General features: G+C 68.4%; 24 protein-coding genes, 1 tRNA gene and 1 other RNA gene. 14 read left to right on the top strand and 12 right to left on the bottom strand.

All coding sequences use genetic code 11. The features are described 5' to 3' along the window. Positions 1-67 precede the first annotated feature (67 nt). The 7 genes from H7347_RS04135 to H7347_RS04105 all read left to right on the top strand — a co-directional run bounded on the left by H7347_RS04135 (position 68) and on the right by H7347_RS04105 (position 9,284). Positions 68-1,624 (top strand): alpha/beta fold hydrolase, encoded by a 1,557-nt coding sequence (locus H7347_RS04135; RefSeq protein WP_152821605.1) that lies wholly within the window; start codon positions 68-70, stop codon positions 1,622-1,624. Positions 1,625-1,803: 179 nt separating this feature from the next. Continuing rightward, positions 1,804-2,694, top strand: coding sequence for a GDSL-type esterase/lipase family protein (locus H7347_RS04130; protein ID WP_152821604.1), 891 nt, complete (start codon positions 1,804-1,806; stop codon positions 2,692-2,694). 222 nt (positions 2,695-2,916) lie between these two features. After that, complete coding sequence (locus H7347_RS04125; protein ID WP_152821602.1) at positions 2,917-3,786, top strand: SGNH/GDSL hydrolase family protein; 870 nt, start codon at positions 2,917-2,919, stop codon at positions 3,784-3,786. A 63-nt stretch (positions 3,787-3,849) separates the two neighbouring features. After that, positions 3,850-5,079, top strand: coding sequence for a formate-dependent phosphoribosylglycinamide formyltransferase (purT, locus tag H7347_RS04120; RefSeq protein ID WP_152821600.1), 1,230 nt, complete (start codon positions 3,850-3,852; stop codon positions 5,077-5,079). Positions 5,080-5,097: 18 nt separating this feature from the next. Next, positions 5,098-6,972, top strand: coding sequence for a fructose-specific PTS transporter subunit EIIC (locus tag H7347_RS04115; protein WP_152821598.1), 1,875 nt, complete (start codon positions 5,098-5,100; stop codon positions 6,970-6,972). Positions 6,973-7,062: 90 nt separating this feature from the next. Beyond that, positions 7,063-8,232, top strand: coding sequence for a hypothetical protein (locus tag H7347_RS04110; protein ID WP_152821596.1), 1,170 nt, complete (start codon positions 7,063-7,065; stop codon positions 8,230-8,232). Positions 8,233-8,273: 41 nt separating this feature from the next. After that, positions 8,274-9,284 (top strand): hypothetical protein, encoded by a 1,011-nt coding sequence (locus H7347_RS04105; RefSeq protein WP_152821594.1) that lies wholly within the window; start codon positions 8,274-8,276, stop codon positions 9,282-9,284. Positions 9,285-9,293: 9 nt separating this feature from the next. On the opposite strand, the gene H7347_RS04100 is transcribed toward H7347_RS04105, so the two are convergent. The 7 genes from H7347_RS04100 to ffs form a co-directional block, all read right to left on the bottom strand. Further along, the gene (locus H7347_RS04100; RefSeq protein WP_152821592.1) at positions 9,294-9,698 is read right to left on the bottom strand and encodes a hypothetical protein; all 405 of its coding nucleotides are present in this window, start codon (positions 9,696-9,698) and stop codon (positions 9,294-9,296) included. Beyond that, complete coding sequence (locus H7347_RS04095) at positions 9,695-10,354, bottom strand: recombination protein RecR (protein WP_186337219.1); 660 nt, start codon at positions 10,352-10,354, stop codon at positions 9,695-9,697. Before H7347_RS04095 ends, H7347_RS04100 begins: the two co-directional genes overlap by 4 nt. 10 nt (positions 10,355-10,364) lie before the next feature. Next, on the bottom strand, positions 10,365-10,691 hold the full coding sequence (locus H7347_RS04090; protein ID WP_152821588.1) for a YbaB/EbfC family nucleoid-associated protein: 327 nt from the start codon (positions 10,689-10,691) through the stop codon (positions 10,365-10,367). Between the two features lie 56 nt (positions 10,692-10,747). Continuing rightward, positions 10,748-12,835, bottom strand: coding sequence for a DNA polymerase III subunit gamma and tau (locus H7347_RS04085; RefSeq protein ID WP_186337218.1), 2,088 nt, complete (start codon positions 12,833-12,835; stop codon positions 10,748-10,750). Positions 12,836-12,856: 21 nt separating this feature from the next. Beyond that, positions 12,857-13,468: a hypothetical protein gene (locus H7347_RS04080; protein WP_152821584.1), complete on the bottom strand. Its 612-nt coding sequence runs from the start codon at positions 13,466-13,468 to the stop codon at positions 12,857-12,859. Between the two features lie 42 nt (positions 13,469-13,510). Further along, on the bottom strand, positions 13,511-14,779 hold the full coding sequence (locus H7347_RS04075) for an aminotransferase class I/II-fold pyridoxal phosphate-dependent enzyme (protein ID WP_152821582.1): 1,269 nt from the start codon (positions 14,777-14,779) through the stop codon (positions 13,511-13,513). Positions 14,780-14,894: 115 nt separating this feature from the next. Continuing rightward, positions 14,895-14,989: signal recognition particle sRNA small type (gene ffs, locus H7347_RS04070), an RNA gene on the bottom strand. A gap of 144 nt (positions 14,990-15,133) precedes the next feature. Here ffs and H7347_RS04065 point away from each other — a divergent pair. Further along, positions 15,134-15,219, top strand: a tRNA-Ser gene (locus H7347_RS04065). 76 nt (positions 15,220-15,295) lie between these two features. Here H7347_RS04065 and H7347_RS04060 read toward each other — a convergent pair. Then, on the bottom strand, positions 15,296-16,195 hold the full coding sequence (locus H7347_RS04060; RefSeq protein ID WP_152821580.1) for an SPFH domain-containing protein: 900 nt from the start codon (positions 16,193-16,195) through the stop codon (positions 15,296-15,298). Positions 16,196-16,394: 199 nt separating this feature from the next. Then, positions 16,395-17,429: a peptidoglycan recognition family protein gene (locus H7347_RS04055; RefSeq protein ID WP_152821579.1), complete on the bottom strand. Its 1,035-nt coding sequence runs from the start codon at positions 17,427-17,429 to the stop codon at positions 16,395-16,397. Positions 17,430-17,536: 107 nt separating this feature from the next. Here H7347_RS04055 and bioB point away from each other — a divergent pair, with 107 nt between their 5' ends. Both bioB and H7347_RS04045 read left to right on the top strand, forming a co-directional pair. After that, the gene (bioB, locus tag H7347_RS04050; RefSeq protein ID WP_152821577.1) at positions 17,537-18,571 is read left to right on the top strand and encodes a biotin synthase BioB; all 1,035 of its coding nucleotides are present in this window, start codon (positions 17,537-17,539) and stop codon (positions 18,569-18,571) included. Then, the gene (locus H7347_RS04045) at positions 18,568-18,810 is read left to right on the top strand and encodes a hypothetical protein (RefSeq protein ID WP_186337248.1); all 243 of its coding nucleotides are present in this window, start codon (positions 18,568-18,570) and stop codon (positions 18,808-18,810) included. Before bioB ends, H7347_RS04045 begins: the two co-directional genes overlap by 4 nt. 12 nt (positions 18,811-18,822) lie before the next feature. On the opposite strand, the gene H7347_RS04040 is transcribed toward H7347_RS04045, so the two are convergent. After that, entirely contained in the window at positions 18,823-20,190 is a 1,368-nt protein-coding gene (locus tag H7347_RS04040; RefSeq protein ID WP_152821575.1) for an FAD-dependent oxidoreductase, read from the bottom strand. 221 nt (positions 20,191-20,411) lie between these two features. Between H7347_RS04040 and pta the strand changes: the two genes are divergently transcribed. The 4 genes from pta to H7347_RS04020 all read left to right on the top strand — a co-directional run bounded on the left by pta (position 20,412) and on the right by H7347_RS04020 (position 24,975). Further along, on the top strand, positions 20,412-21,788 hold the full coding sequence (gene pta / locus H7347_RS04035; RefSeq protein WP_152821573.1) for a phosphate acetyltransferase: 1,377 nt from the start codon (positions 20,412-20,414) through the stop codon (positions 21,786-21,788). Then, entirely contained in the window at positions 21,788-22,981 is a 1,194-nt protein-coding gene (locus H7347_RS04030; RefSeq protein ID WP_152821571.1) for an acetate kinase, read from the top strand. Before pta ends, H7347_RS04030 begins: the two co-directional genes overlap by 1 nt. A gap of 93 nt (positions 22,982-23,074) precedes the next feature. Next, on the top strand, positions 23,075-24,433 hold the full coding sequence (locus tag H7347_RS04025; protein WP_370513906.1) for a 6-pyruvoyl tetrahydrobiopterin synthase: 1,359 nt from the start codon (positions 23,075-23,077) through the stop codon (positions 24,431-24,433). An 11-nt stretch (positions 24,434-24,444) separates the two neighbouring features. After that, a complete protein-coding gene (locus H7347_RS04020) occupies positions 24,445-24,975 on the top strand; it encodes a hypothetical protein (protein ID WP_152821569.1) in 531 nt (176 codons plus the stop codon). Positions 24,976-24,993: 18 nt separating this feature from the next. On the opposite strand, the gene H7347_RS10565 is transcribed toward H7347_RS04020, so the two are convergent. Continuing rightward, a complete protein-coding gene (locus H7347_RS10565; protein ID WP_222129906.1) occupies positions 24,994-25,293 on the bottom strand; it encodes a hypothetical protein in 300 nt (99 codons plus the stop codon). Between the two features lie 151 nt (positions 25,294-25,444). Continuing rightward, positions 25,445-25,843 (bottom strand): hypothetical protein, encoded by a 399-nt coding sequence (locus tag H7347_RS10560; protein ID WP_222129905.1) that lies wholly within the window; start codon positions 25,841-25,843, stop codon positions 25,445-25,447. Positions 25,844-26,124 lie beyond the last annotated feature (281 nt).

Below are 26,124 nucleotides of genomic sequence, written 5' to 3'. Positions count from 1 at the left end.
TGAAAATACCGAATTTTTTGGTAGATTCCGGGGCGGAAAGCACACTGCCGTCACGAGAGGCCCCGCCATGATCCTCCGCAGAATCGCTGCCACCATCGCCGCGCTCGGCGTTCTCCCGCTCACCGTCGCCACCGCCCAGGCCCAACCGCTCGCCTGGGGAGCCTGCCCCGTGGGCGCGCTGGCGGACTCCGCCGCCGTGTGTGCCACCTTCGAGGTGCCCAAGGACTACGCCCACCCCGAGGGAGAGAAGATCACCCTCACCATGAGCAAGCTCCCGGCCACGGGTGCGCCCAAGGGGGTTATCGCCGGTAACCCCGGCGGCCCCGGCGGATCCGCCCTGGGCATGTTTCGCGGCGGCGATGATCTGCCGGGCACGATCAAGCTCCCGGCCGCCGTGCGCGAGCACTACGATCTGGTGGCGGTGCAGCCGCGCGGTCTGCCGTGGGCGGAGCCGCTGGATTGCCCGCCGGAGGCGTCTGCGGGCGGCGTCTTTGCCGCCTGCGAGTCCACCAAGCCGGGCTATACCCGCACCGTGACCACCGAGAACACCGCGCGCGACCTGGAGGAGGCCCGCAAGGCGCTGGGTCAAGAGCGGTTGAACTTGTATGGCGTCTCCTATGGCACGGTGCTCATGTCCACCTACGCCACGCTGTTTCCGCAGCGCACCGGGAAGGTGCTGCTGGACTCCTCGATGAATCCCGACGACGTCTGGTTCCAGCTGGGGGCTAGCCGCAGGCAGGTGCGCGCCGAGGCGCTCAATGCCATGTTTGCCTGGATCGCGGAGCGCAACGAGTGGTACGGCCTGGGCGATACGCCGCTGAAGGTGTATCAGGCCTGGACGCGGCGGGTGAACGAGCACGTAGGCTTCTCGGCGGCCCCCATCACCCCGCCGCCGGCCACCGAGGGCGATATTCCCGCCGGAAGCTCCGTGGGCGAGCTGGCGCTGACCGGGGCGAACCTGGTGGCAAGAGGACAGTGGCGGCTGAAGCGGCTCATGGCGCTGCCCGAGCTGGCCCGTCTCTTCGCGGAGGAGGCCGAGGGCGAGCGGCGTGCCGATGCCGACACCTGGCTGCTCATGGTGACCGCGCAGGCCCTCTACAGCCAGAACGCGTGGCCGCGGGTGGCGGAATCCCTGGCGGCCAACGTCATCGTCCCCGATCCGCTGACGGAGAACCTGAACAAGCGCATCGAGGGTTTCTCGCCGCAGCAGCGGGAGGATTTTGCCCGCGAGCGCGTGCAGGTGGATCTGGGAATGGGGTTCGTGGATCGGGCGGTGTTGTGCAACGAGAACCGCACGCCCGCCGATCCCTCCCGCGCCGTGCCCATGATGGTGGAGTCGCTGGCGGGGGATCAGTGGCAGGCCAACGAGGATCTGATCGCCTCCGGCCAGCACTGCCTCGGTTGGCCGGAACCCGACCCGCTGCTGCGGGCCGCCGGCGAGGCCTTAGAGACCAAGCCGCTGTTGGTTGGCTACGACCACGACACCGCCACCACGGCCGCCGGGAACCATGCCATGCAGCGGGCGATGGGCGGCGAGCTTCACGTCCTGCCCGGGTACAGCCACGGGGTGTTGCTTAATGACCCCGATGCCGTGGCTCAACAGGTGACGGCGTACTTCTCCTAGCCCGGGCACGGGCGGCGTGGCTCTTGCCTTTAGAGTCCACAGCCGATCGTCAGCTAGGCTGTAACGCATCGTCGCCAAAAGTAGATAGAGAGCGTGGATGGACTCCGCTATTCGGTACCGAGGCCGCCCTTGGTTCGCGGAGATCCGGCACACGGATGTGTACAGATTGGACGCAAGACATGAAGAAGAATATCGCCGCCCTGCGCGCGGCCGTCGTTGGTGCCGTGGCCGCGCTGGGCATGGGTCTGGCCGCTGTTCCCGCCACCGCGGACCCGATCGTTCCGCTGCCCGCGCTGCCGGAGCTGCCCGGAACCGCCCCGCAGACCACCCCGAATGGCAAGCAGATCGTGACTTTTGGTGATTCCTTTACCGCGCATGCTGGCAAGGGTGGGCCGCGCGGCGTGGAAATGGCGCAGACGCCCTGGGCCGCCAAGTGCGCCACGGATCGGGAGAACTGGCCCAAGATAGCCGGCAACGCCCTGGGCAAGACCGTGGGGGATTGGTCCTGCAACGGGATGAGCGTGGACATGGCGCTGTACCTGGAGATGGCCATTCAGTACGGGGATCTGGGGCCGGATACCGAAGAGGTCGTCATCATGTACGGTGGTCTCGATCCCTTCTACTGGGTGGACGGCGCGGTGCAGTTGGTGAATCCGGGCGCGGTGACCAATGCCTCCGTGTTCCGCCAATTCCTCCTGCGCGTGCAGGATCGCGTGCGCGAGGTGGCCCCGAAGGCCCGCCTGACGCTGGCGAGCTACCCGGAGTACATCTCGGGGGACACCTACTGCCCGGTGAACTTCGGCCCGGTGGTCACCCCGATTCCGGCGCCGGGGGCCACGGCGGTGCAGACGGCCATGCGCGACACGATCCGGGAGACGGCCGCCGGCCTCGGCGCGAACTTCATCGACGTCTATACCCCGTCCGTGGGACACGGCACCTGCAACCCCGACCCCGAGCAGCGGTGGACGGTGGGCTTCCTTGACAGCACCGAGCACACCATGCCCTCCCACCCCTCGAACGCGGGGCAGCGCGCGATGGGCGGGATCATCGCGGAGGGGCTGCGCGGTTAGCGTCCCTCGACATTGCGCCTCGGTTCCGAGGGGCAGGGCGCGCGTTCGCACGATGGCGGCACGCGCCCTCTGCTTTGCTGCGGCCCGGCCGCATCGTTTTCATATCTGACGCATAAGTAACAAAAATCTCACTGGTTACGGTAACGTGTACCGGGATGTGAGCGATACGCCCGGAAGATACGGGTGACAATAAGCGCATTGTCAGGATGGAAAGTACACGCCATGAAGAAAATCTCCTCGATCATCAAGGCCGCGGCGGTGACGGCGGCGTCGGCACTTGCCTTGTCCGTGGCGGCCCCCGTGGCCGGTGCGCTGCCCGGGGCGCCCCTGTCCTCCGGTCAGCCCCAGGGAGCGCAGCTGGTCGCCTTCGGAGACTCCTTTACCGCCCACGCGGGCAAGCTCGGTGGGCGCTATCTCGAACCCGCCCGCGCCCCGTACATCCCTTTCTGCTCCACCGATAAGCAGAATTGGCCCAAGCTGATCGCCGAGCGCACCGGCCGCAGCCTGGCGGACTGGTCGTGCAACGGCACCGGCCGGGTGCCGGTGGCGGACATGGCCTCCTACCTGGAATCGGCCATCGCCAAGGGGGATCTCGGTCCGGCCACGCAGGACGTGGTCATCATGTACGGCGGGATGACCCCCCTGCTGTGGGCGGACGTTCCCGTGGAGGCGGTGACCCCCCACGGCCTGGACTTCACCCCGTACCGCCTGGAGCTGCGCGCTATCAAGGAGCGGATCCGCACCGTGGCCCCGCACGCCCGGGTGACCCTGGCCAGCTATCCCGAGCTGCTTAGCGGAGACTTCTTCTGCCCGGCCAACCAGGGTTCCGCGCAGCTCCCCATGCTGATCCCCGGGGGTAAGGTGCTGCAGGACACCATGCGGGATGAGATCCGGGATACCGCGCGCGGCATCGGTGCGAACTTCATCGACGTCTACCAGGCCTCCCTGGGACACGGCATGTGCAACCCGGATCCGGCACAGCGCTGGACGGTGGGTTTCGTGGATGACGCCAACCACACCATGCCCATGCACCCCTCCGACCAGGGGCAGCGCGCGATGGCCGATATTATCTCCGCCGGGCTGTACGGATAGGAGGACGCCCGGCCGGGCGTGGGGATTCCGTGGCGTCGCCGCGCGCGCCCTATCATGGAGCGCATGGTTTATCCGGAAGTAATCGGAACCCCGCATACCTCCTGCGCCACCAAGGTCATGCTGCTGGGGTCGGGCTATCTTAGCCGCGAGCTCGCCATGGCCTTTCAGCGTTTAGGGGTAGAAGTCCACGCCGTCGATCGCGTGCGCAACGCCCCTGCCCAGCAGGTGGCCCACGTCGCGCACGCCGTGGACGTCACCGACGCCCGGGCGGTGACCGACCTGATCGCGAGCGTGCGCCCGGACTTTATCGTGCCCGAGGTGGAGCGGATCGCGGCCAACGTGCTCACCGCCGTGGAGGCCACCGAGCGGGCCGCCGTGGTGCCCAACGCCAAGGCCGCGGAGCTGGCCCTCAACCGCGAGGGGATACGCAAGCTGGCGGCCGAGGAGCTGGGCCTGCCCACCACGAACTACCAGTTCGTCTCCGAATACACGGAGTTTGAGGTGGCGGTGGGGTCCCTCGGGTATCCCTGCGTAGCCAAGCCGGATCACGGCGGCCCCGGCGCCAAGGATCACCGCATGATCCGCGGCGAGCAGGAGGTAGAACCCGCCTGGCGCTACCTGACGTCCGATTTCCCCGCCGGGGCGCCTCCGGAGGGGCGGCGCATCGTGGTCGAGCGCGTGATCGACTTCGACTACGAGGTCACCCTCGTGGCCGTGCGCTCCATCGACCCCGCCACGGGCAAGCTGGCCACCTGGTTTTGCGAACCCATCGGCTGCACCTACCACAGCGGCGAATACACCGAGGCCTGGCAGCCGGTTCACATGGAGCCCGCCGCGCTGGACAACGCCCGCTCCGTGGCCGCGCGCGTATCGAACGCGCTGGGCGGGCGCGGCGTGTTCAGCGTGAAGATGTTCGTCTCCGGCGAGGACGTGTATTTCTCGGAGGTGCTGCCGCGGCCCCACTGCACGGGTCTAGTCACCCTGTGCTCCCAGCGCTTCTCTCAGTTCGATCTGCACGCCCGCGCGGTGCTGGGCCTGCCCATCGACGTCACCCTTGTTTCCCCCGGCGCGGCCGCCATGATCCTGAGCCCGGAGGAAATGGACTCGCCCCGGTACGCGGGCCTGGATCGGGCGTGCGCGGTACCGGAGGCCACCGTGGAGTTCTTCGGCAAGCAGCGCGCCCGGGCGGGACAGATCGTGGGCGTGGCCCTGGCCACCGGGGAGAATACCGAGGCCGCGCGCGCCGCGGTGCACCGGGCCGCGGGGGAGATCACCGTGAGCGGGCAGCGTTAGTGGCCTAGTCTCAGGGGCATGGATCCTCAGAGCCCTCCCCTCCTCCTGGCCATCACCGCCTGCCCCACCGGCATTGCGCACACATATATGGCCGCGGAAAAGCTGCAGGCCGCGGCCGCCGAGGTCGGCGTGCGCCTCAAGGTGGAAACGCACGGCTCCATCGGCGTGGAAGGCACCTTCAGCGCCGCCGACATCGCCGCGGCCGCCGCGGTGATCATCGCCGCTGATGTCGCGGTCTCCCCGGAGCGCTTTGCGGGTAAGCGCGTGCTCACCACGGGGGTGGAAGAAGCGATCAGGCGCCCGCGGGAGCTTCTGACCGCCGCCCAGGGGGCACCCGTCCTGCCCGGAAGCGTCCCGGCGGGGGAGGAGCCGCCCGCGGCGGGTCCGTCGACGGGGGTGCGGGGGCACCTGCGCGCGTTGTATCAGGCGCTGATGAACGGCGTATCGCACATGATCCCGTTCGTGGTCACCGGAGGGCTGCTGCTGTCCGTGGCGCTCTCGGTGGGTGGGCAGCCCACGGCGGCGGGCTTGGCGATCCCGGAGGGATCTGTCTGGGCCACCATCGAGCAGCTCGGCTCCCTGGCCCTGAGCCTGATGGTGCCGGTACTCTCCGCCTACATTGCCGCTGGGATCGCTCAACGGCCGGGGCTCGCGCCGGGCTTCGTCACGGGTCTGGTGGCGGTCACGGGGTCGCTCTATGGCTCGGAGGCCGGGGCGGGCTTTATCGGCGGCATTATCACCGGCATTCTTTCCGGGTACGTGGCTCTGGGAATCAGGCGTATTCCGGTGAATAAATTTGTGGCGCCTCTGTGGCCTATCATCGTTATTCCCCTTTTCACCACGCTCGCGGTGAGCCTGTTTTTCATCTACGTGATTGGGCATCCCATCGCGGCGCTCTTCGAGGGCCTCATGGGGGTACTCCAGGGCCTCGACGGTGGTTCCGTGGTTCTCCTGGGGGCGGTGCTCGGTGCCATGATCGCCTTCGACATGGGCGGGCCGTTGAATAAGACGGCGTTTCTCTTTGGCGGGGGCCTGATCGCGGCGGGCAATCCCTATCCGATGGGCATGGTGGCCGCGGCGATCTCCGTGCCTCCGCTGGCGGTGGGGGTGGCCACCATGCTGCGCCGCCGGTGGTTTAGCCCGGCGGAGTGCGAGGCGGGCGCGGCCGCCATGCTCATGGGTCTCTTTGGCATCAGCGAGGGGGCCATTCCGCTGGCGGCGGCCCGACCGCTCCAGGTGATTCCCGCCAACGTGGCGGGCGGCGCGGTGGCCGGGGCGCTGGCGGGATGGTGGGCCGTGGCCGATCACGTGATGCACGGTGGGCCGATCGTGGCCGCCCTGGGGGCCATCGAAGGCGTGGGGTGGTTTTTCCTGGCCCTGGCGGCGGGGGTGGCGGTGACCGCGACTGTCATCGTGTGCGCGGTGGGGCTCGGTCGGTCGGGGCGCGCGGGCCTGCTGTCCGAGCGCGCGGTGCTGTTGGACGTTCGGGCCCGCGATCGCGACGACCTGCTGCGGTCACTGATTCATGCCGCCGGGCCCCGCATAGCCCGGCCCGAGGAGGTGCTGCGCGCGGCGCTGGAACGAGAGGAGAAGGGCACCACGGCGGTGGGCGAGGCGGTGGCGATCCCGCACGCGCGCTGCGCCGGGGTGCGCGCGCCGGTGTTGGCGGTGGCGCGGCTGCGCGAGGGCGTGCGGTGGACGGGGCCGGACGAGCAGCCGGTGCGTCTGGTCTTTTTCATCGCGGTGCCGGAGAATGCCGGCAAACAGCACCTGGCGATCCTGGCGAGGATCGCGCGGGCGCTGACCACCCCGGGTTTCCGGGAGCACCTGCTGGAGGCGGGCAGCGAGCGCGAGGTGGTGCAGCGGGTGACGGCGGCATTGCCCCCGGAATAGGGGAGCGGTGCCAGGACCCTTGTGGAGAATGGTGCGCGGACTTAGTGTGAGCGGTGACCCGAAAGATGAAGAGGCGAAAAGAGCGCACATATGAGAATAAGGCGTACAGCATGGGCCCTGGCGGCCTCCCTGGTCTGCGTGCCCGCCGTGGTGGTTGCTCAGGCCGCGGAGGTGGCTCCGGGGGCCGCCATGCAGACCTTCCCGCCGCTAGACGGCGTGCCGCTGGACGAGATTCCGCTGGAGGCGTTCGCCCAGGGTTGTTCCCAGGGGGTGCCGGGAACGGTGACGCTGCCGGACGGTTCCCGCAAGGACGTCATGGTCACCGCGGGGCACTGCCTGTGGGGGCTCGAGGGATCCGGCATGGGGGAGATGGCGCCGGAGGTCTACGCCCCATTGCGCGAGGGCAATCGCCTCATCGCGGTGCGCGATCAGGGCCGACCGGTGCACCCGGCCCTGGATGAGACTGATCCCGAGGAACTCCGCCTCATGTACGACGGCGACGATTGGGCCACCGCGGACATCGTCGAGGGCGTCGGCATGACCCGCCTCGCGGCCTCCGAATCCTCCCTGGGTTTCGACCTGATGCCGCTGGGGGAGCCGGTGGCGCTGACGGGGGTGCGCGACTACCCCGACCTGGACCCCTGGGAGATCTCCTTCGATAACGCCGGACGGCCCATCTGTTCGGAGGGGCAGACCACCGGGCGCACCTGCGGGGTGCAGGTGCTCAGGTCGAGCAACGGGCTGTGGTCCGTGGGATTCATGCTGCCGGGAGATTCCGGCGGGGTGTCCTTCGACCCCCTCACCGGGGAGGCCCTGGGCGTGAACTCCATGAGTGTTTACGGGCTGATCAACCGAGCTCAGCCCCTCGATGTGGCGATAGAAAAGGCCTACGGCATCCCGGACGGACAGGTCAGCGAGCGCTTTGCCCTGCCGGACTCCACCGAGGAGCACGCCCCCATGCGCTCCTACGACGAGGATCAGGCTGTCGTGCAGGAATGGGCCCAGGACGTCGTGGCCGAGGAGCTGCCCACCGAGCAGGAGGCGCGGGAGATCGTGCAGGCCAACGTCGGGGTCGCCGCGGGAGAGATCGGCGCCCTGGCGGAGTCCTCCGTCGCGCAGGTGCGCGAGGATCCCACCAACCTGAGCGCAATTGCCGACGATGCTGCCGACACTGCTGATAGGCTGGCGGCATTGGCCGAAGACACGGTGGGTGCCGTGGTGGGGGCGGGGCTTGGCGCCGCGCTCCGGGAACGCCAGTGATATGTAATGAGAACAAAAAGACCAAGGATAACGTGAATATCATGAGGATTCGTACTTCCGCCGTGGCGCTGTGCGCCGCGGCCCTCGCCGCCCCCGCGCTGGCCCCCACTGCCGGAGCCGCCGAGGTGGCCCCCGGTTCCCCGATGCGCATGGACGAATACAGCGAGATCGCGGCTTCCCTGCCGGAGTCGATGCCCGACGAGTACAAGCGCTCCACCTGCTCCCAGGGGGTGCCCGGCACCGTGACCCTGGCCGACGGCACTCAGAAGGACATCTTGGTGAGCGCCGCGCACTGCGTGTACGGCATCCAGGGCATCAGCGAGGCGGGCGACGCGGTGTACCTGCCCACTCCCGAGGGCGACAAGGTGATCGGCTACGCCGATGCCGGCGGCCCCCTGGTGGCCGAGGAGGAGGGCGCGACCCCGCTGGCGAGCTTCAACCAGGCGTTCAACTCCCCGGACTGGGGCACCGTGGAGCTGGAGCCCGGGGTCAGCGCCACCCGCGTGGTGGATTCCGTGGATGCGCAGGGCCATTCCCACGGGGATCCGGTGGTGCTGACGGGAGTACGCGACTACCCCGACTTGGGCTTCTGGGAGATCTCCGCCGATAACTTTGGCCAGCCGATCTGCAAGGATGGCAACACCAGTGGGCGCTCCTGCGGCGTGCAGCTCTTCCGCACCCAAAATGGCCTGTGGAGCGCGGGCCTGAACTACGACAATGGCGACTCCGGCGGCGTGAACTACGACCCGCAGACCGGCGAGGCCCTGGGCGTATCGTCCATGGCCTTTGGGCCCATCGGCCGCGCTCAGCCCATCGACCGGGCGATCCAGGACGGCTACGGTATCGAGGACGGACAGGTCAACGAGCACTTTGCCCTCCCGGACTCCACCGAGGCCGCCGATGCCACCCGCACCCAGTACGACGACATGCAGGGGGCCATCGCCTGGTACGAGGAGAACCCGGAGCAGGCCCCGGAGATCCCCGATCCCTTCGACATGCTGGCCGAGCAGCTCCAGACCAGCCTGGACGAGGCCTTGGGCGGGTTGTTCTAGGGGCCCGACCTATCGGTGCAGCGCGCAGCGTCCCGGCAGGCCCACCCGCCCGCTGGCGCTGACGTCGAGGGAGCTCCACTCACCTAGCTCAATGCGGTGTTCCGTCTCCGTGCTGCTCATCTCGAAAGATTCCACCGTGGGTTCGGCGCCCGCGGCCGGGGTAGCGGTCACCTCGATGCTATCGCCCGGTTGGCCGTGATACACCAGGGTGGCATCCGCCGCGGTCAGCACGGCTGCGTCGCAGGTGCCGTCCTCGTCCACCGCGCCCAGGATCGGATCGTCGGGGGTGCGAATGCCCTCCATGCTCATGGTGGCGCTGGGGGACTCTCCCTCCACGGTGCGCTGCGTGGAGCAGCCGGTGGCGGCGCCCACCAGGAGGAGCGCGCAGGAAAGAAGGATCGGGGGACGTTTCATCCTATGGTCAGCCTTCCGCTGAGTGCCCGGGAAAGGGTGAGTTCATCGACGAACTCCAAGTCCCCGCCCAGGGGCATGCCCGAGGCGAGCTTGGAGATGGTCAGTCCGGGGAAGTCGCGCAGCAGCCGCACCAGGTAGGAGGCGGTGGCCTCCCCCTCGGTATTGGGGTCCGTGGCCAGGATGACCTCGGTGATCTCCGGGGCGGAGTCGTAGAGCGGGTTATCCGGCGTGGAATCCGCCAGCTGGCGATCGGGAAGGGCGCCGCCGATGCGCTGAAGCAGGGTAGAGATGTTGAGCTCGCGCGGGCCGATGTTGGCCAGGGGGTTGAGGGCGCCGCCGAGCACGTGATAGCGCCCGGTGTACTCCCCGGTGCGCTCGATGACCTGAATGTCCTTGGGCTCCTCCACCACGCACACCACGGAACGGTTGCGCCCGGAATCTGCGCAGATGCGGCAGACCTCCGCCGAAGAGATGTTGCAGCAGATGCGGCAAAAAGTGACGCCGTCGCTGACCTCCCCCAGCGCCCGTTGCAGGCGAGCGATGTCCTGGGGGTCGGTGTGCAGGAGGTGAAACGCGATGCGCTGCGCGCTCTTGGGGCCTACGCCCGGCAGGCGCGAGAACTCATCGATGAGGTCTTGGAGAGGTCCTTCAAACACCGCTGCTACGTTACCCGAGCATGCCGCCGAGGCCGCCGCCAAGGCCCTGGGACAGCGGCCCCATCTTCTGCTCGGCCAACTGCCCCACCTTCGCGTGGGCGTCCGCGAAGGCCCCGGCGATGAGGTCCTGAAGGGTGTCCACGTCCTCGGGGTCGACCACCTCGGGGGAGATCTGCACGTCTTTGACCTCCCCGCCGCCGGTCATGGTGATGGTCACCAGGCCGCCGCCGGCGGTGCCGGAAATATCGGTGGCCAGGATCTCCTTCTGGGCACGCTGGAGTTGCAGCTGCATTTCCTGGGCCTGCTGGAGGATGGCCTGCATATCGGGCTGGGTCATGGTATCGCCTTTCGTCGTCGCGGATTATTCCGGCTTCCGAGTCTACCTACCGGGCCTCAGAGGGGTTTGGCCCCCAGTTCCTGGGCGAGGAGCTCCATCACCACGGTCATGGCGTCGCGGCGATCCCGGCTGCCGGGCTCGCTGACGGCGGCGCGCAGCATCTCCTCTTCCTCGGACTCCCCGGGGGCCGCGGGCTGCTCTGGGGCCTCGGGCGGGGGTGCGTCCTCCGGGGGTGCGTACGGATCTGTCGGTTCCGGGGGAAGGGGGACGTCGTCGGTGGACTCGGGGCGACCGCGGGGTGCGGTGGGCACCGTGATCCTTGGCGCGGCGGCCTGGGCCGGGGCGGGCCGGGGCGCGGGAGCCGGGGTGGGCGCGGCCTCGTCGTCGCTATCGCGCCCGCCGAGGGCCGCGGGCTTGCCCCACACGGGGGTCGGTCTGGCGGGTTCCTCCGGCTCCGCGGGGGGTGCGGAGTGCTCCCGGGGGCTCGCTTGCTCCGTGGGGTTCCACGGCTTTGGCGGCGCCGGTGCGGCAGCGAAGCCGTGCGCGGCGGGATCGGTGCCCACCACGCACTGCACCTTCAGGGGGTGCCCGGCCACCTGAGCCACCGCCTCTGCGATGTCCTTGTTGTTGCGTTCCGCGTTGATCCTTGCGGCCAGGGCGCCCGTGTTATGTCCGAGCAGCAGGGTGTCCTCCCGGATTCCCAGCACGGCGGCCTCGGTGAGCATGATCTGAGCGACCCGGTTGCGCGCGCCGATGTCCTCGCGCAGTCGAGCCCATTCGCCCCGGATCTTGTCGAGGGCGGAGGCGGGGGGAGCCCCGGGGGCGCTTTTCTCGGGGTTCTGGTGCTCCGGTGGTGCGGAAGGAGGCTCCGGGTTGGTCTGTTGCCGGGAGGCGTCGGCGGGGGGAGGGGCCTGCCGGGCGGAGCGCTGGGAGGGCCGCTCGTAGACGCGCCTGCCGGAGCCGGAGGGCTGAGGCGAGGGAGAGGCGGCCGCCTGCGCCGCCGCCTTGGCGGCGTGCTGGGGGGAGGCCGCCAGGGGAGCGGGGGGCTGCTCGGCGGGAAGCAACAGGTGTGCCGCCAGGATCTCCAGGAGCAGGCGCGGGGATGTAGCGCCGCGCAGATCGGCGATGCGGCTGTTGACCTGGTCCGCCAGGCGCGTGATGTGTGCCCCGCTAAAGCGTGCGGCCTGGGCGCGTAGCGCCTCGGCACGGTCGGCGGGCGCCTCCACGAGGCCCATCTCCAGGGCCTCTGGCACGGCCTCGAGAACCATGAGATCGCGCAGCCGGTCGAGCAGGTCGGAGACGAACCGGCGCGGCTCGATGCCGGTCTCGATCACCTCGTCGATGGTCTGGAAGAGCCGGGGCTTATCGCCGTCGGCGAGGGCCTCCACGGTGGCGTCGAGCAGCGAGAGGTCGGTGACGCCGAGCAGCGGCAGGGCCTCCTGGTAGGTGAGCCCGTGCGGCCCGGCGCCGGCGAGCAGCTGATCCAGGATGGACAGGGAATCGCGGGGGCTGCCCCCGCCCGCGCGGATCACCAGGGGGTACACGGAGTCCTCCACGGTCATGCCCTCGGCCTCCACCGTGCGGGCGAGCAGGCCCTTCATCGCCTGGGGCGTGAGCAGGCGGAAGGGGTAGTGGTGAGTGCGCGAGCGGATGGTGCCGATGACCTTGTCCGGTTCCGTGGTGGCGAAGATGAAGATCAGGTGTTCCGGGGGTTCCTCCACGATCTTGAGCAGGGCGTTCGACCCCGCGTTGGAGATCATGTGTGCCTCGTCGATGATGAATACCCGGTAGCGGGAGTCCGCCGGGGCGTAGTAGGCGCGATCGCGCAGCTCGCGCATGTCCTCCACGCCGTTGTGGCTGGCGGCGTCGAGCTCCGTGACGTCGAGGTTGCCCGGCCCGCCGGGGGCCAGCGAGCGGCAGGATGCGCATTCGCCGCACGGGGTGGAGGTGGGGCCGTGCACGCAGTTGAGCGAACGCGCCAGGATGCGCGCGGACGAGGTCTTACCGCAGCCGCGGGGCCCGGAGAAGAGGTAGGCGTGATTGATCCGCCCCGAATCGAGCGCGGCGGATAACGGCCTGGTGACCTGTTCCTGGCCCACGACCTCGGCAAAGGAGGCGGGGCGATACTTCCGGTAAAGCGACACGCCCCACAGCCTACCTGCGTCCTATCGCCGCCAGTTATGCACCGGGATCTGCTCGGCCTGGACCTCGCTGAGGAAGCGGCTCATGCCCTCGCGCATCACGCGCTCGCGCTCCTCGTTGGTGAGCATGATGAGCTGGAGCATGACGGTCAGGCGCCCGGCCCCGGGGGTCACGCCCTCCCCGTGGACGTCGCCCGCCGCCTCGGTGAACTGCGGCACCGGCCCGCCCCACATGAAGGGCGGAACGAGGAGGCCGTGGAGAATGGTGATCCCGGAGTCGAAGCCGAACTGATCCTCCAGGATCCCGGAGCGGTGCGCGAGATCCGGGAGCATGGTGCCCGGTTCGGCGGGCAGCACGGAGGCGTTCTTGCGCAGCACGTCCACGGCCGTGCCCAGCACGCGCACGGCGGGGACGGCGGAACCGTCGATGACCGTGAAGAGCTCGCTGCGCACGTCGGTGGGGGTGCCCTCGCCTTCCACCTGGAGGCCGGTGTCCACGCGCGCGAAGTTGGTGGTGCAGGCGATGGCCTGGCCGCTAAACTCCGCGATCCCAATGTGCACGCCGCCGGCGGGGTGAACGCTCAACTCGGCGGGCATGAAATCATTGAGCCAGTACTCCGTCTCGGATCTATTCACTGTCCCGTCGTGCTCCTTCCTCTGCCGCTGCGTTCCTGCCCGCTACGCACCCAACTTCTCCACGGCGGCGAGCAGCACACAGGTGGCCACGCCGTCCATCGCCTCCGCTACTTCCTCCACCGGAGGCAGGGACGGGGCCAGGCGAATGTTGCGGTCGTGGGGATCCCGATGCAGCGGGAACGACGACCCCGCGCCGGTGAGCGCGATGCCCGCCTCGCGCGCCAATTCCACCACGCGCGCGGCGGTGCCGTCGAGCACGTCCAGCGAGATGAAGTAGCCGCCCTGCGGCGATGTCCATCGCGCTACATCATACGTGCCCAGCCGCTCCTGAAGAATCCCCAGCACGCGGTCGAACTTCGGGGCCAGCGACGCCGCGTGCTTGCGCATGAGGGCGCGCACCCCCTCGGCGTCGCGGAAGAACAGGGCGTGCGCCAGCTGGTTGACCTTGTTCGGCCCGATGCCCCGCACCCCGGTGAGGGAGGTGTACCAGTCCAGGTTTTCCGGGGAGGAGGCAAAAAAGCTCACGCCGGCGCCCGCGTGCGTGATCTTGGAGGTGGAGGACATCCACCAGAAGCGATCCGGGTGCCCGGCCTGCTCGGCGAACTCCAGGACGTTGTGGATCTCGGGGAAGTCCTCGGTCAGCGTGTGCACCGCGTAGGCGTTGTCCCAGACGATGCGGAAATCGGGGGCCGCGGTGTCCATCTCCGCTAGGGCGCGGGTCGTGTCCTCGGAGAACGTCACGCCGGTGGGGTTGCCAAAGACCGGCACCGTCCACATGCCCTTGACCTGGGGATCCTGCACCAGCGTGCGGATCGCTTCCATGTCGGGGCCGTCGTCGAGCATGGGCACGGGGATCATCTCGAAGCCGAACGTCTCCGTGATGGTGAAGTGGCGGTCGTAGCCGGGCACGGGGCAGATCCACTTGACCGTCTCCTCCTGCGACCAGGGGCGCGGGGAGTCCGGCGTGCCCCAGGTGTAGGCGAAGCTGATGAGGTCGAACATGATGTTCAGGCTGGAGGCATCGCCGGCGATGAGGAGCTGGGGATCGACGCCCAGCAGGTCGCCCCAGATCCGGCGGATGTCGGCCACACCGCGCAGGTTGCCATAGTTGCGCACGTCGGCCCCGGTGGAATCGAGGCACGCATCCCCGGGAAGGGAGAGGAGTTCGCGGGAGAAATCCAGTTGCTCGGCGGAAGGCTTGCCTCGGGTGAGGTCAAGCTGAAGGCCCTTGGCCTGGAGTTCGTGGTACTGCTTGCGCACCTGGGCTGCAAGATCCGCGCGCTGTTCGGGGCTCAGATCAAGAAGAGACAACGGGGGTTTCCTTCCGGTGGGATCAAAAAGGCACAATAATGTAGCCCTATCCTACCTGCTGCCGGAGTGGCCGTGCAGGGCGCGGAAGCCATGCCGCCAAAGGAACCCCAAAAAATTAAGGGGACCTCGCGCACCCGCGAGAGCTCGCTGACCCTTGCTGCATTCCTGCCCTGGGGGAGTTCACAAGATACACGCCGCACGAGATCCGGGTTCCGATTGTATCCCATGATTCGGCGGGGGCCAAGGCGCGCGGGCGGCTTTGGCTGCGCGGGCGGCGTGGGCAGGAGATTTGCTCCCGGCGCGGGGCGGGTGTACTGTTATTGCGGTACGCGGCAGTGATGCCGAGTGTGCGCTGGAGGATTCGACTAGCGGCCTATGTCACACGCCTGGAACGCGTGCGGGGTTCACGCCCCTCGTGGGTTCAAATCCCACATCCTCCGCCGGAAACCCCCTGGCTTTTTCTAGGTCAGGGGGTATTTTGTTGTCCGCCGCCGGCGCGACGGGCCGCGAGCGGCGCTACCGCGCTTCCGCCACCGGCTGCACGCCCGTGGGGAAGCAGCCGAGCGGGGACTGATTGCTGTCGGCCACGATGTCCAGGCACTTGGAGGTGAGCACCTCGGGGGATAGCGATCCCGCCAGGGCCTGGTTGGCGCGGGCCTCGGCCTCGTTGGTCGCCTTCTTCTGCTCCGCGATGCGCGTGCGCGCGATTTCGGATTGCAGCTCGTCGATCCTGGCCTGGGTGGACTGGTCGAAGTTGATGATGGGAATGGTCACGGAGTGCACCTCGATTTGCCCATTGACCTTGGCGCGCATCTTGTCCAGGGTCTGCTGGGACAGGGCCGCGAGGGTGTCGCTGTTGGCATCGACGTTGCCGGGCGAGAGGGGATCGTATCCGCTCATGACCTCGTTGAGGGCGGCGCGGAAATTGCGATCCACCAGGTTGGACTGGATGCCCTCGAAGGTGCGGTAATCCATGAAGAGTTCCTCGGCGCGATCCACCTTGAGCTGCCATTGGAGGGAGGCGTCCACGGTGGCCTTGGCATCGTTGCCCAGGCGCACCTCGATGTTGCCCAGGGTGTCCTCGCCGCCGTCGCGGTAGATGTCGTTTTGCTTCGCGCCGTCGAGCTTGGTCACGGACTCCCACGGTGCCTTGAGGTGCAGCCCGTTGCCCAGGGAGCCGGTGGGCTTGCCGAAGGCCGTGGTGATGCCGACGGTGCGCGGCTGCACCACGGTCACGCACGACAGGGCCAGGACGATAACGCCGATGGCGGTGGTCGCCCCGCCGATGATTCGCCGGGTGCGGGGGGCGAGGGTGTTTTTCGATTCTTCCGATCCGGATGGCGGTGTGGTGGGACGGACAAGAAGAGTGAGTATCCCGAGGGTTATAAGGATGATAGAGATTATGAATAAGGCCATGACAACGCTCCTGCCTGCATGGTTGGTGGTGTACGCGGCTGGTCACTCATCCACCCCCAAGGGGGTGCCCCCGCGAGAGCAACTACCATGAACTATACCATAAGTTACCCCTTAGCGGGGGTGGTTGCGTCGTTGGGTGCGTACCTTGCAGTCACCGCAGGCGCTTCCTGGGGAATAATTCCCCGGGAAGCGGGCGGGCCTACCCCCGTTCCGCTACCTGCTGGCGCACCTCGGGCAGCTGGTACCACAGGTTGCGCCCCGGGCAATCCTCGGGCAGCTCGGTGACGTCCTGCCAATCCCGGTGTCCGCTGATGGTCGGCCGCGTGACGTCCACGGAGGAAACGGTATTGACGTAGTGCACCTGGCCGAGCGGATCGAAGCCGCGCGCCCGACATAGCGCGCCGAGCACCGTGACCAGGGAGGAGTGGGCCGCCGTGGTGGGGTGATACCGGTCGAAGTCCCCGATGACGCACACCCCGATGTTGCCGGTATTGGCGTGGAGCACGTGCCCGGCGGTGACCAGCCCGCCGTCCGGGGAGAACACCGCCCGGCCCGGCGTTCCGGTGGTGCGTCCCTGGTAGACGGTGCCCTCGGGGTCGATGAGCAGGTGATAGCCGATGTCGCCCCAGCCGCGACCGCCGTTATCCGAGGAGGCGTGGAAGCGATAAATCGCGCGCACGGCCGCTGGCCAGTTGCGCCGATACTCCGGTTCCTGCCCGCTGGGGATGTGCGTGTGGTGCACCGTGACGCACACGGGCGTGCCCTCCTCCGGCTCCCAGGTCATGAGGCTTTCGTCGGCGCCCCATTGCTCGCGGGAGACCACGCGAAGATCCTCGGTCACCGTGGCCTCGGGGTCCCCCAGGTGCGCGGCCTGCGCCGGGGTGAGCGGGATCTGGGGGATCGTCGGGTGCAGGTGCGTGCTGACCTCGGGCGGAGCCTCGATCGCGGTCGTTGCCTCGGGCACCGCGATCAGCTCGGAGCACAGGGGAAAGTCCCCGTCCCGGCCGTGGGGCGAGGGAGCGATCAGGCGGGAGACGGTGGCGTCGGGGGTGTGAAACCGCACGGTGACGGGCCGGGCGTGGGGGTCGAGGGTGGAGCCGGGGAAGCGAAGACTCATCAGCTCCCCGCTCATGCGGCTGGCCCGCGCGGTCAGGGGGAGGCGCGTGGCGGCGAGAAGGATACCAGCGGCGAGCGTCGCGCGGCTGAATTGCCTGCGGCTGAGCGTGTTTTTCATGGGCAAAAACCTACGCCCGCGCCCGTGCCTGGGGTGTGGTGCGGGAAACGAAAAGGGTGTGAGGCGCAAGATCACAGGGGAATTGAACGCCGTTCAATGGGGCGGCTATGCTCGGCCGTGATCCCTTTCGCGTCTCAAAGGAGCACCCCGTGTCCATCCTCGCCACCGCCCGATCCAAAGCCCTCGACGATGGAGAGGGCCTGAGCGAGGCGGAAATTCTCGAGATCCTGCGGCTTGACGACGCCGCCATCCCCGACCTGCTGGAACTGGCGCACGAAACCCGGCTGCGCTGGTGCGGGGAGGAGGTGGAGATCGAGGGCATCGTCTCGCTCAAGACCGGCGGCTGCCCCGAGGACTGTCACTTCTGCTCCCAGTCCGGCCTCTTCGAATCCCCGGTGCGCGCGGCCTGGCTCGACATAGAAAAGCTGGTGGAATCCGCCAAGCATACGGCCAAGACTGGAGCCACGGAGTTTTGCATCGTCGCCGCCGTCAAGGGGCCGGACGAGCGGCTCATGCGGCAACTCGAAGGCGCGGTGGTGGCCATTCAAGCGGAGGTGGACATCCAGGTGGCGGCCTCCGTGGGGACGCTCACCGAGGAGCAGGTGCGCCGCCTGGCTCGGGCCGGGGTGCATCGCTACAATCACAACCTGGAGACCGCGCGGAGCTTCTTTCCCGCGGTGGTGACCACCCACACCTGGGAGGAGCGGCGCGCCACGCTCGACCTGGTGCGCAAGGCGGGCATGGAGGTGTGCTCCGGGGGAATCCTGGGCATGGGGGAGACGCTGGCGCAGCGCGCGGAGTTCGCGGTGCAGCTGGCGCAGGTAGAACCGGCCGAGGTGCCCATGAACTTCCTCGATCCCCGCCCCGGCACCCCCTTTGCGGACTACCCCGTCATGGACTCCCGCGATGCCCTGCGCGCCGTGGGCGCCTTCCGCCTCGCCATGCCGCACACCACCCTGCGCTTTGCCGGGGGTCGGGAACTCACCCTGGGGCCGCGCGGGGCGGAGCGGGGCCTGCTGGGCGGGATGAACGCCATGATCGTGGGCAATTACCTCACCACCCTGGGGCGTCCGATGGAGGAGGACCTGGACATGATGGACAGGATTCAGCTGCCCATCAAGGCGCTGAACTCGGCGGTATAGCGGTGCCCGCGGACGAACTCGTCGCGGCGGTGCTGACCGGCGCGCCGCCGATCTTCGACCCCCACACGGGTGCGAGGGGAGGCGCGAAGGAACGCTCGCCGGGAGCGCGGGCCGGCTACGAGCCGCCGCGCTACTGCCAGATATGCGGCCGACGCATGGTGGTTCAGGTCTTTCCCCAGGGGTGGGCGGCGCGCTGCTCCCGCCACGGGGAGCTGGATTCCGCCTGGCTGGAGCGCTGAGCCGAAGGCCTGCTAGCCCTGCGGTCCTGCGTGGCGCACCATCTCCTCCCACTCCACGATCTTCTTGCGCTCGCGCCCCTCGGCCTCGCCTAGGGCGCGCTCGGCCTCGTCGAGCCGGTGCCAGCCCTCCCAGGTGGTCACGGCGATGCCCTTGTTTTCCAGGAACTCCAGGGCCGCCTCGGGGGTGGCGCGCTCGGCGTCGGGGGCGGCGAGGCGACCCGCGGCGTAGTCGGCAAGGAGCATCTCGATGGTCTCCTTGGCGTCGGACTTGGTGTTGCCGATCAACCCCACGGGGCCGCGCTTGATCCACCCGGTGGCGTAGAGGCCGGGCACCACGGTGCCCTCGGGGGCGTCAAGCACATGGCCGCCGTCGTTGGGGATCACGGCGGCGGCGTCGTCGAAGGGCACGCCCGTGACCTCGTCGGAGCGGTAGCCCACCGCGCGGTAGACGGCCTGAACCGGCCAGGTGGTGTACTTCCCGGTGCCGCGCACCCCGCCGTTGCCGTCCAGCTCGGTGCGCTCGGTCTTGATGGCGGCCACGTGGCCGTCCTCCCCGATGATCTCCACGGGGGACTCGAAGAAGTGGATGTAGAGCTTGTGCGGCGCGCCCTTGGGATCGCGCATGGCGTACTGCTCCAGGGTCTGGCACACCAGGTCGGTGGACTTGGAGGCGCGCCGGGCCTCCTCGGAGGCGGCGTCGTAATCGATGTCCTCCGGGTTCACGATGACCTCGATGGTGGGGGAATGATCGAGCTCCTTGAGCTCCATGGGGGTGAACTTCGCCTGGGCGGGGCCGCGCCGACCAAAGATGTGCACCTCCCGGGCGGCGTTGGCGGACAGCCCCTCGAAGACGTTGTCCGGGATCTCGGTGACGTGGAGCTCCTCGCCGGTCTTGGCCAGCACGCGGGCGATGTCGAGGCCCACGTTGCCCACGCCCACCACGGCCACGGAGGAGGCGGTGAGGTTCCAGTCGCGGGTAAAGTCCGGGTTGCCGTCGTAAAAGCCCACGAACTGCCCGGCGCCGTAGGACTCGGGTAGGTCGGAGCCGGGAATGGGAAGGTCGCGGTCGCCGGTGGCGCCGGTGGAAAACACCACGGCGTCGTACAACTCTCGCAGCTCTGCGACCGTGACGTCCTTGCCCACCTCGATGTTGCCCAGCAGGCGGATCTCCGGCTTATCCAGCACGTTGTGCAGAGACTTCACGATGCCCTTGATGCGCGGATGATCGGGTGCCACGCCGTAGCGGATGAGGCCAAAGGGGGCGGGCATCCGCTCGTAAAGATCGATCTGTACGTCCTGATCGGACTTCACCAGAAGATCGGAGGCGTAAATGCCGGCGGGACCGGCACCGACGACGGCAACGCGAAGCGGACGGGACATGATGGGGGTATTCCTTATCTCTCTTGGCGGCAGAAAGCTAACAGGGGACAGTGTACTGAGCGGTGCGGTCGCCGGGAAGGATCCCGCGTTCGGGGGCGGCGGTGGGCGGAGAAATTACTGCCTCGTTTTCTCCTATAGGGCGTGGCAAGGCGGTAAAATCGGGCAAGTCATAGCTGTTTGTGCGCGGGTGAAAATAATCCGCTCCGCCGGAAAGGTTATCCATGACGCATTCCCGTTCCTTCCTATTGACCACCATCAACCGCACCTTCGAGGGGGTGGAGCCGCGCACCTGGGCCGCCGAGCGGGGATTGCGCCATTGCGCCATCGCGGGGGAGGGCCACCCCACGGTGGCCGGCGTTCTGGCCGCCGGGCCCCTCGACGCCCTCGAGGAGCGGGAGGCCGCGCTGCTGCGGGGAACGGGGAACTACCTCTTCGACGCGCAGGCGGCCGCGGCCCTCGGGGTGCCCGTCGTGGCGCTGATCGACGCCCCCGGTGCCCACATCGACCTCGCCGTGGGGCAAATGAAGCACGCCGGCGCGGTGGTAGCCGCCGCCCTCACCGACGCCGAGTTCTCCCGGTTGGAGGAGGTCACCGAGCGGGCGCAGCCCGTGATGTCCGCCGAGGTCTTTGAGTCCTGGCTGCTGGACAAGGCCGCGGCGGCCAAGGCACACATCGTCCTGCCCGAAGGCGAGGACGATCGCATCCTGCGCGCCGCGCACGCGCTCGTGGCCCGCGAAGTGGTGGATCTGACCATCCTGGGCGACCCCGGGACGATCGCCGCGCGCGCCGCGGAGCTGGGGTTGGATCTCTCCGGGGTCGCCGTCGTGGATCACCGCAACGACCCGCGCGCGGAGGACTTTGCCCGGCAGTTCGCGCAGCTGCGCAAGACCAAGGGGGTGACGCTGGAGCAGGCGCGCGAGACCATGCGGGATATTTCCTACTTCGCCACGATGATGGTGCACACCGGCCAGGCCGACGGCATGGTCTCCGGGGCGGCGCACACCACCGCCCACACCATCAAGCCCGCTTTCCAGATCATCAAGACGGCCCCGGGGGCCTCCGTGGTGTCCTCCATCTTCCTCATGGTCATGCCGGGGCGGCTGTGGGCCTTCGGCGACTGCGCGGTCAATCCCAACCCCACCGCCGAGCAGCTCGGAGAGATCGCCGTGGTCTCGGCCGCCACGGCGGCGCAGTTTGGCATCGACCCCCGCGTGGCGGTGCTCTCCTATTCCACAGGTACCTCCGGCAGCGGCCCGGACGTGGAGCGTGCGGCGGCCGCCACCGAGCGCGCCCGCGCGGCCGCCCCGGACCTCAAGGTGGACGGCCCGCTGCAATTCGATGCCGCCGTGGACGCCGCCGTGGCGGCGAAGAAGATGCCGGACTCCCCGGTGGCCGGGCGGGCCAACGTCTTGGTCTTCCCCGACCTTGAGGCCGGCAACATCGCCTACAAGACGGTCCAGCGCACCGCGGGCGCCCTGGCGGTGGGGCCGATCCTGCAGGGCCTGAACAAACCCATCAACGACCTTTCCCGCGGCGCCACCGTGGCGGACATCGTGAATACGGTGGCGATCACCGCGATCCAGGCAGGAGGAAAATAATGTCCTTTGCGCTTGTGCTCAACTCCGGTTCCTCCTCCATCAAGTTTCAGCTGGTGGATCCCGCCAACGGCGCCACCGAGGCTCCCTTCGTCAGCGGCCTGGTGGAACAGATCGGGGAGCCCTCCGGGAAGATCATCCTCAAGCACGGGGGAAACAAACACGAGGTGGAAGAAGAGGTACCCGATCACTCCACCGGCCTCAAGCGCGTGTTTGCCCTCATGGAGGAGCACGGCTGCGGTCCGCGGCAGGTGGACGTGGTGGCCGTGGGGCACCGCGTAGTGCACGGCGGCATCCTCTTTTCCGCCCCCGAGCTGATCACCGACGAGATCGTGGGAATGATCCGCGACCTCATCCCCCTGGCCCCGCTGCACAATCCCGCCAACGTAGACGGCATCGAGGTGGCCCGCGCCCTGCTTCCCGATATCCCCCACGTGGCGGTGTTCGACACCGGCTTCTTCCACACTCTTCCGCCTGCCGCCGCGCTCTACGCCATCAACAAGGACGTGGCCCTGGAGAACGGGGTGCGCCGTTACGGCTTCCACGGCACCAGCCACGAATACGTCTCCCAGCAGGTTCCGGGGCTGCTGGGGTTGCCCGCCCAGGCCGTCAATCAGATCACCCTCCACCTGGGCAACGGCGCCTCAGCCGCCGCGATCCGGGGCGGCCGGGCGATGGATACCTCGATGGGCCTGACCCCTTTGGCGGGCCTGGCGATGGGAACCCGCTCGGGTGACATCGACCCCGGCATCGTGTTCCACCTGCACCGCCAGGCGGGCATGAGCATTGACGAGATCGATCAGTTGCTCAACAAGCAGTCCGGGGTCAAGGGCCTTGCCGGGGTCAACGACTTCCGCGCCCTGCGCCAGATGATCGAGGCCGAGGACCAGGACGCCTGGCTGGCCTACAACATCTATATCCATCAGCTGCGCCGGTACATCGGCTCCTACATGATCGCCCTGGGCAGGGTCAATGCGATCACCTTCACCGCCGGGGTGGGGGAAAACGACGCCGCCGTGCGCGCCGACGCCCTGGCCGGGCTGGAGACCTACGGGATCAAGATCGACCCGGAGCGCAACGCCGTGCCCGCCGAGGGCGCGCGCGAGATCTCTGCGGAGGACTCCGCCATCAAGGTCTTTGTGGTGCCCACCAACGAGGAGTTGGCCATCGCCCGGTACGCCGTGAGCTTCGCCTAGGCTGCGGCGTCGATAGCCAAAAGAGGGTAGCCGGTGGGGCGCGAGAGGCGTTATCCTGGGCGGGCACACGATCCCCCACCCAGGAGTCCCGCAGTGGCAGAGTTCGCCTACACCCCGCAAGCCTCCCCCCACCTGGCCGCCCCCGGCATGGGCACCATGCACTCGGACGCCCAATCCTCCGACGCCACCCCGCTGCCCGGCCCCGGCGCGCGCCCGTGGCGGGTGGACACCGTGGACCTCGGCGGGGCCTGCCCCACCGTGCTGTGCGGCGGCGATGGTCTCATCCAGGTGCTGGTCACCCAGCGCATCGGCTCCGGGTTGACCTTCCTGCGTCCCAAGGTGGTGGTGCTCGATCCCGACACCGGGGCGGTGCTGGGGGAGCTGGAGATCGCCAAGGGCGCGCTGCTGGGCGGGGTGTACGCCTTCGTGGACTCCGCCGATCGTATGGTGCTGGTGGACGGCACCAACACCCTGTTGCGCATCGCCCACGATCCCACCGGCACCCGCCTCTGGGTGGAAGAACGCCTGGATCTGGGGCGCTTTCTTAGCCGGCGCGAGGGCGACCAGGTGGTGGGCCTGGTGCCCGACTGGCAGGGCCGCGTGTGGGTGGCCTCCGCCCGGGGGCAGGTGGCGGTGGTAGACGAGTCCGCCCGCACTCTTCATGCGCTTTCCCTGGGGGAGGACGAGCGCATCGACAACTCCATCTCCGCCGCCCCCGAGGGGGTGAGCGTGATTACCTCCCGCGCGATCTACCTGCTGGACGCCGAGCCTGGCCGGTCGCCTCGTGTGCGGTGGCGCAGGGAATACGACGCCGGCTCGGCCCGCAAGCCCGGGCAGCTCTCCTGGGGATCGGGGGCCTCGCCCACGTTCTTCGGCCCGAACGGCAGCGACTACGTGATGCTCAGCGACAACGCCGACGAGCAGGAAAAGATCATCGTGTATCGCACGGATACCGGGGAACGACTGGGCGAGGCCGGGGTATTCCGGCCCGGCGCCTCGGGCACGGAGAACTCCATGATCGGCGTGGGCGCCACGATCATCGGTGCGTGCACCTACGGCTACCCCTACCCGCGCTACCCGGATAACGCCGGGGAATCCGTGCCCAAGGAGGCGCCCTTCGCGCCAGGTATGGAGCGCTGGGACGTCATCGAGGGGGGCCTGGTCAACGTGTGGAAGCGCGACGACCTCTATTCCTCGGCCGTGCCGCGCCTGTCCTGCCCGGACGGCCTGGTCTACACCTGCGAGCGTCGCCCCGGGCCGCTGGGCAACGGGGTGCGGATTCGTGCTGTAGCGATCGACGCCGCCACCGGCGAGACCCGCTACGAGCAGCACCTACCCGGCCTGGTGACGTTCTTTGGGGTGGATACCCTTCAGATGGTGGGCACCATCAGCCCCGGCGGGGTGTGGTGGCAGGGAACCATCGGCGGCATTGTTCGGATCGCGGCGGCATGAGGAGGCCACGGATGGATCGGCGTAACTTTCTGAAAATCGGTGCCCTGACCGTGGCGGTGGGGGCGGTGAAGGTGATCCCGGGCGCGGGGTTCGGTGTAGCGACGGCGGCGGAGGGATCCGGCGAGGCGGGGGCGGCCACGGGCGCGCTGCGGCTCGAACTCGCTGCGGAGCCCACCGCCGAGGGCGGGGTGCTCACCCTGTTGCGGCTGCACAACGGCACGGGCGATGCCGTGAGCGAGGGTGCGGAGCTGCATTTCGCCGCGCGCGTCTTAAGCGACGAGGGCCTGGTGGGCGGCCCCGCCACCTGGGAACCCGAGCAGTCCTCCGGCCAGCCGGGCGAGGGCCGCTGGGCGGTGGCGCTCCCGGAGGCGGTGGCGCCGGGTGACAGCGCGGAGGTGCCGCTGCTGTGGACCGGCGGCGGGCCGACGGGCCTGGGCAGCAGCGGGGAGGGTGCGGGCCGGGTACAGGTGTTTGCCAGCCTGGTGCTTGGCGAGGACCCCTACCACGAGGTGCAGTCCCCCGAGGTGCTGGTGGAGGCGTGAGGAGGCTTGCCGCGTAGTCTAGGCGATCTTCCTCGGCCACTCGGTGGTGAGGTATGCCTCCACCGCCTGATTACGGAAGGTGTAGGGCTTGCCCCGATTGATGATGCCACGGACTATGTCAAGCCGCTGCGCCGCCGTTCCTAAATTCGAGGCGGGGCTCACTCCGGCTGTGCGCGCGATGGCGCTCAGGGTGCGTTCCGCGGGGTCGAGCTCTCCCATGATCTCAACGAGTAGCCGCTCCTGCTTGGGGAGCCGATCGAGGATGTTGGCCACGTGGGATTCCGCCTCGTCGTGGACGGTCCGCCACCCCGCCAGCACGTCCTCGCGCGTGATGGTATCGGTGCTTCCAGCATGCCACGCGGAATCGCCGGCGAGCTGGAAGAAGAAAGGCTCCCCTTGCTCAGGTCGATGATCGCGTCGCGGGCATCCTGATCCATGTACACGTGTTTCACACCGCTCTCCCCGTCGCCTACCTCCCATCCCTGGTTGACGAGGGGAGCAAGTGCTTGTTCCACTCCGCGGTAGTGATCGAGCCGAGCAGCGTTGATGTGAACCGGCGGGTGAAGGGTGCCCCCTTATGGGAGCGCGCCATGCGCTCAAAATCTGGAAGGCTGGAAAGGTACACCGCGATGGGAAGGTATCGAGTGATCTTGCGGTTTCCCGGAGCCGTAATCGTCACCTCCTTGATGAGTGCGTCGCCCAGGGAGATGAGCAGCTGCGAGAGGATCGTCTCGTCGGTGATGTTCTGGATCTCGTCGATGCAGATGAGTACCATCGCGTTTCTCTCGATGGCCACGCGCCCGATTTCTACCAGGAGGTCGGTGAGCGCGACGTAGGCATCCTCGTCCTCGGGGTGAGAGAGGGACACGGAGACACCAAGCGCAGAGATGCTGCGTACGCGATCGAGCAGCGATGTCAAGCCTTTTTCTGTTCTGGTGGAAAGCCCCGCCTGGTCCGCGATGGCGAGGAGCGCCTTGGCAACCCTCTTCAGGGCGTCTGTCGAGGGAGGACTTTCCCACGCCCGGCTCCCCGAGGATGGTTCGTCCGCGCTCGTAGACGCCAGCGAGGCGGCGTGGGCGCACGATGCGGATCCAATCGTTGATCTCTTGATCGCGTCCGGCCCAGATCTTGGGTACAACGTCCGGGCCC

It is taken from the genome of Corynebacterium sp. zg-331 (assembly GCF_014267345.1).
In the GTDB taxonomy this organism is placed as follows: Bacteria; Actinomycetota; Actinomycetes; order Mycobacteriales; family Mycobacteriaceae; genus Corynebacterium.
This window is presented reverse-complemented; position numbering and strand designations above follow the sequence as displayed.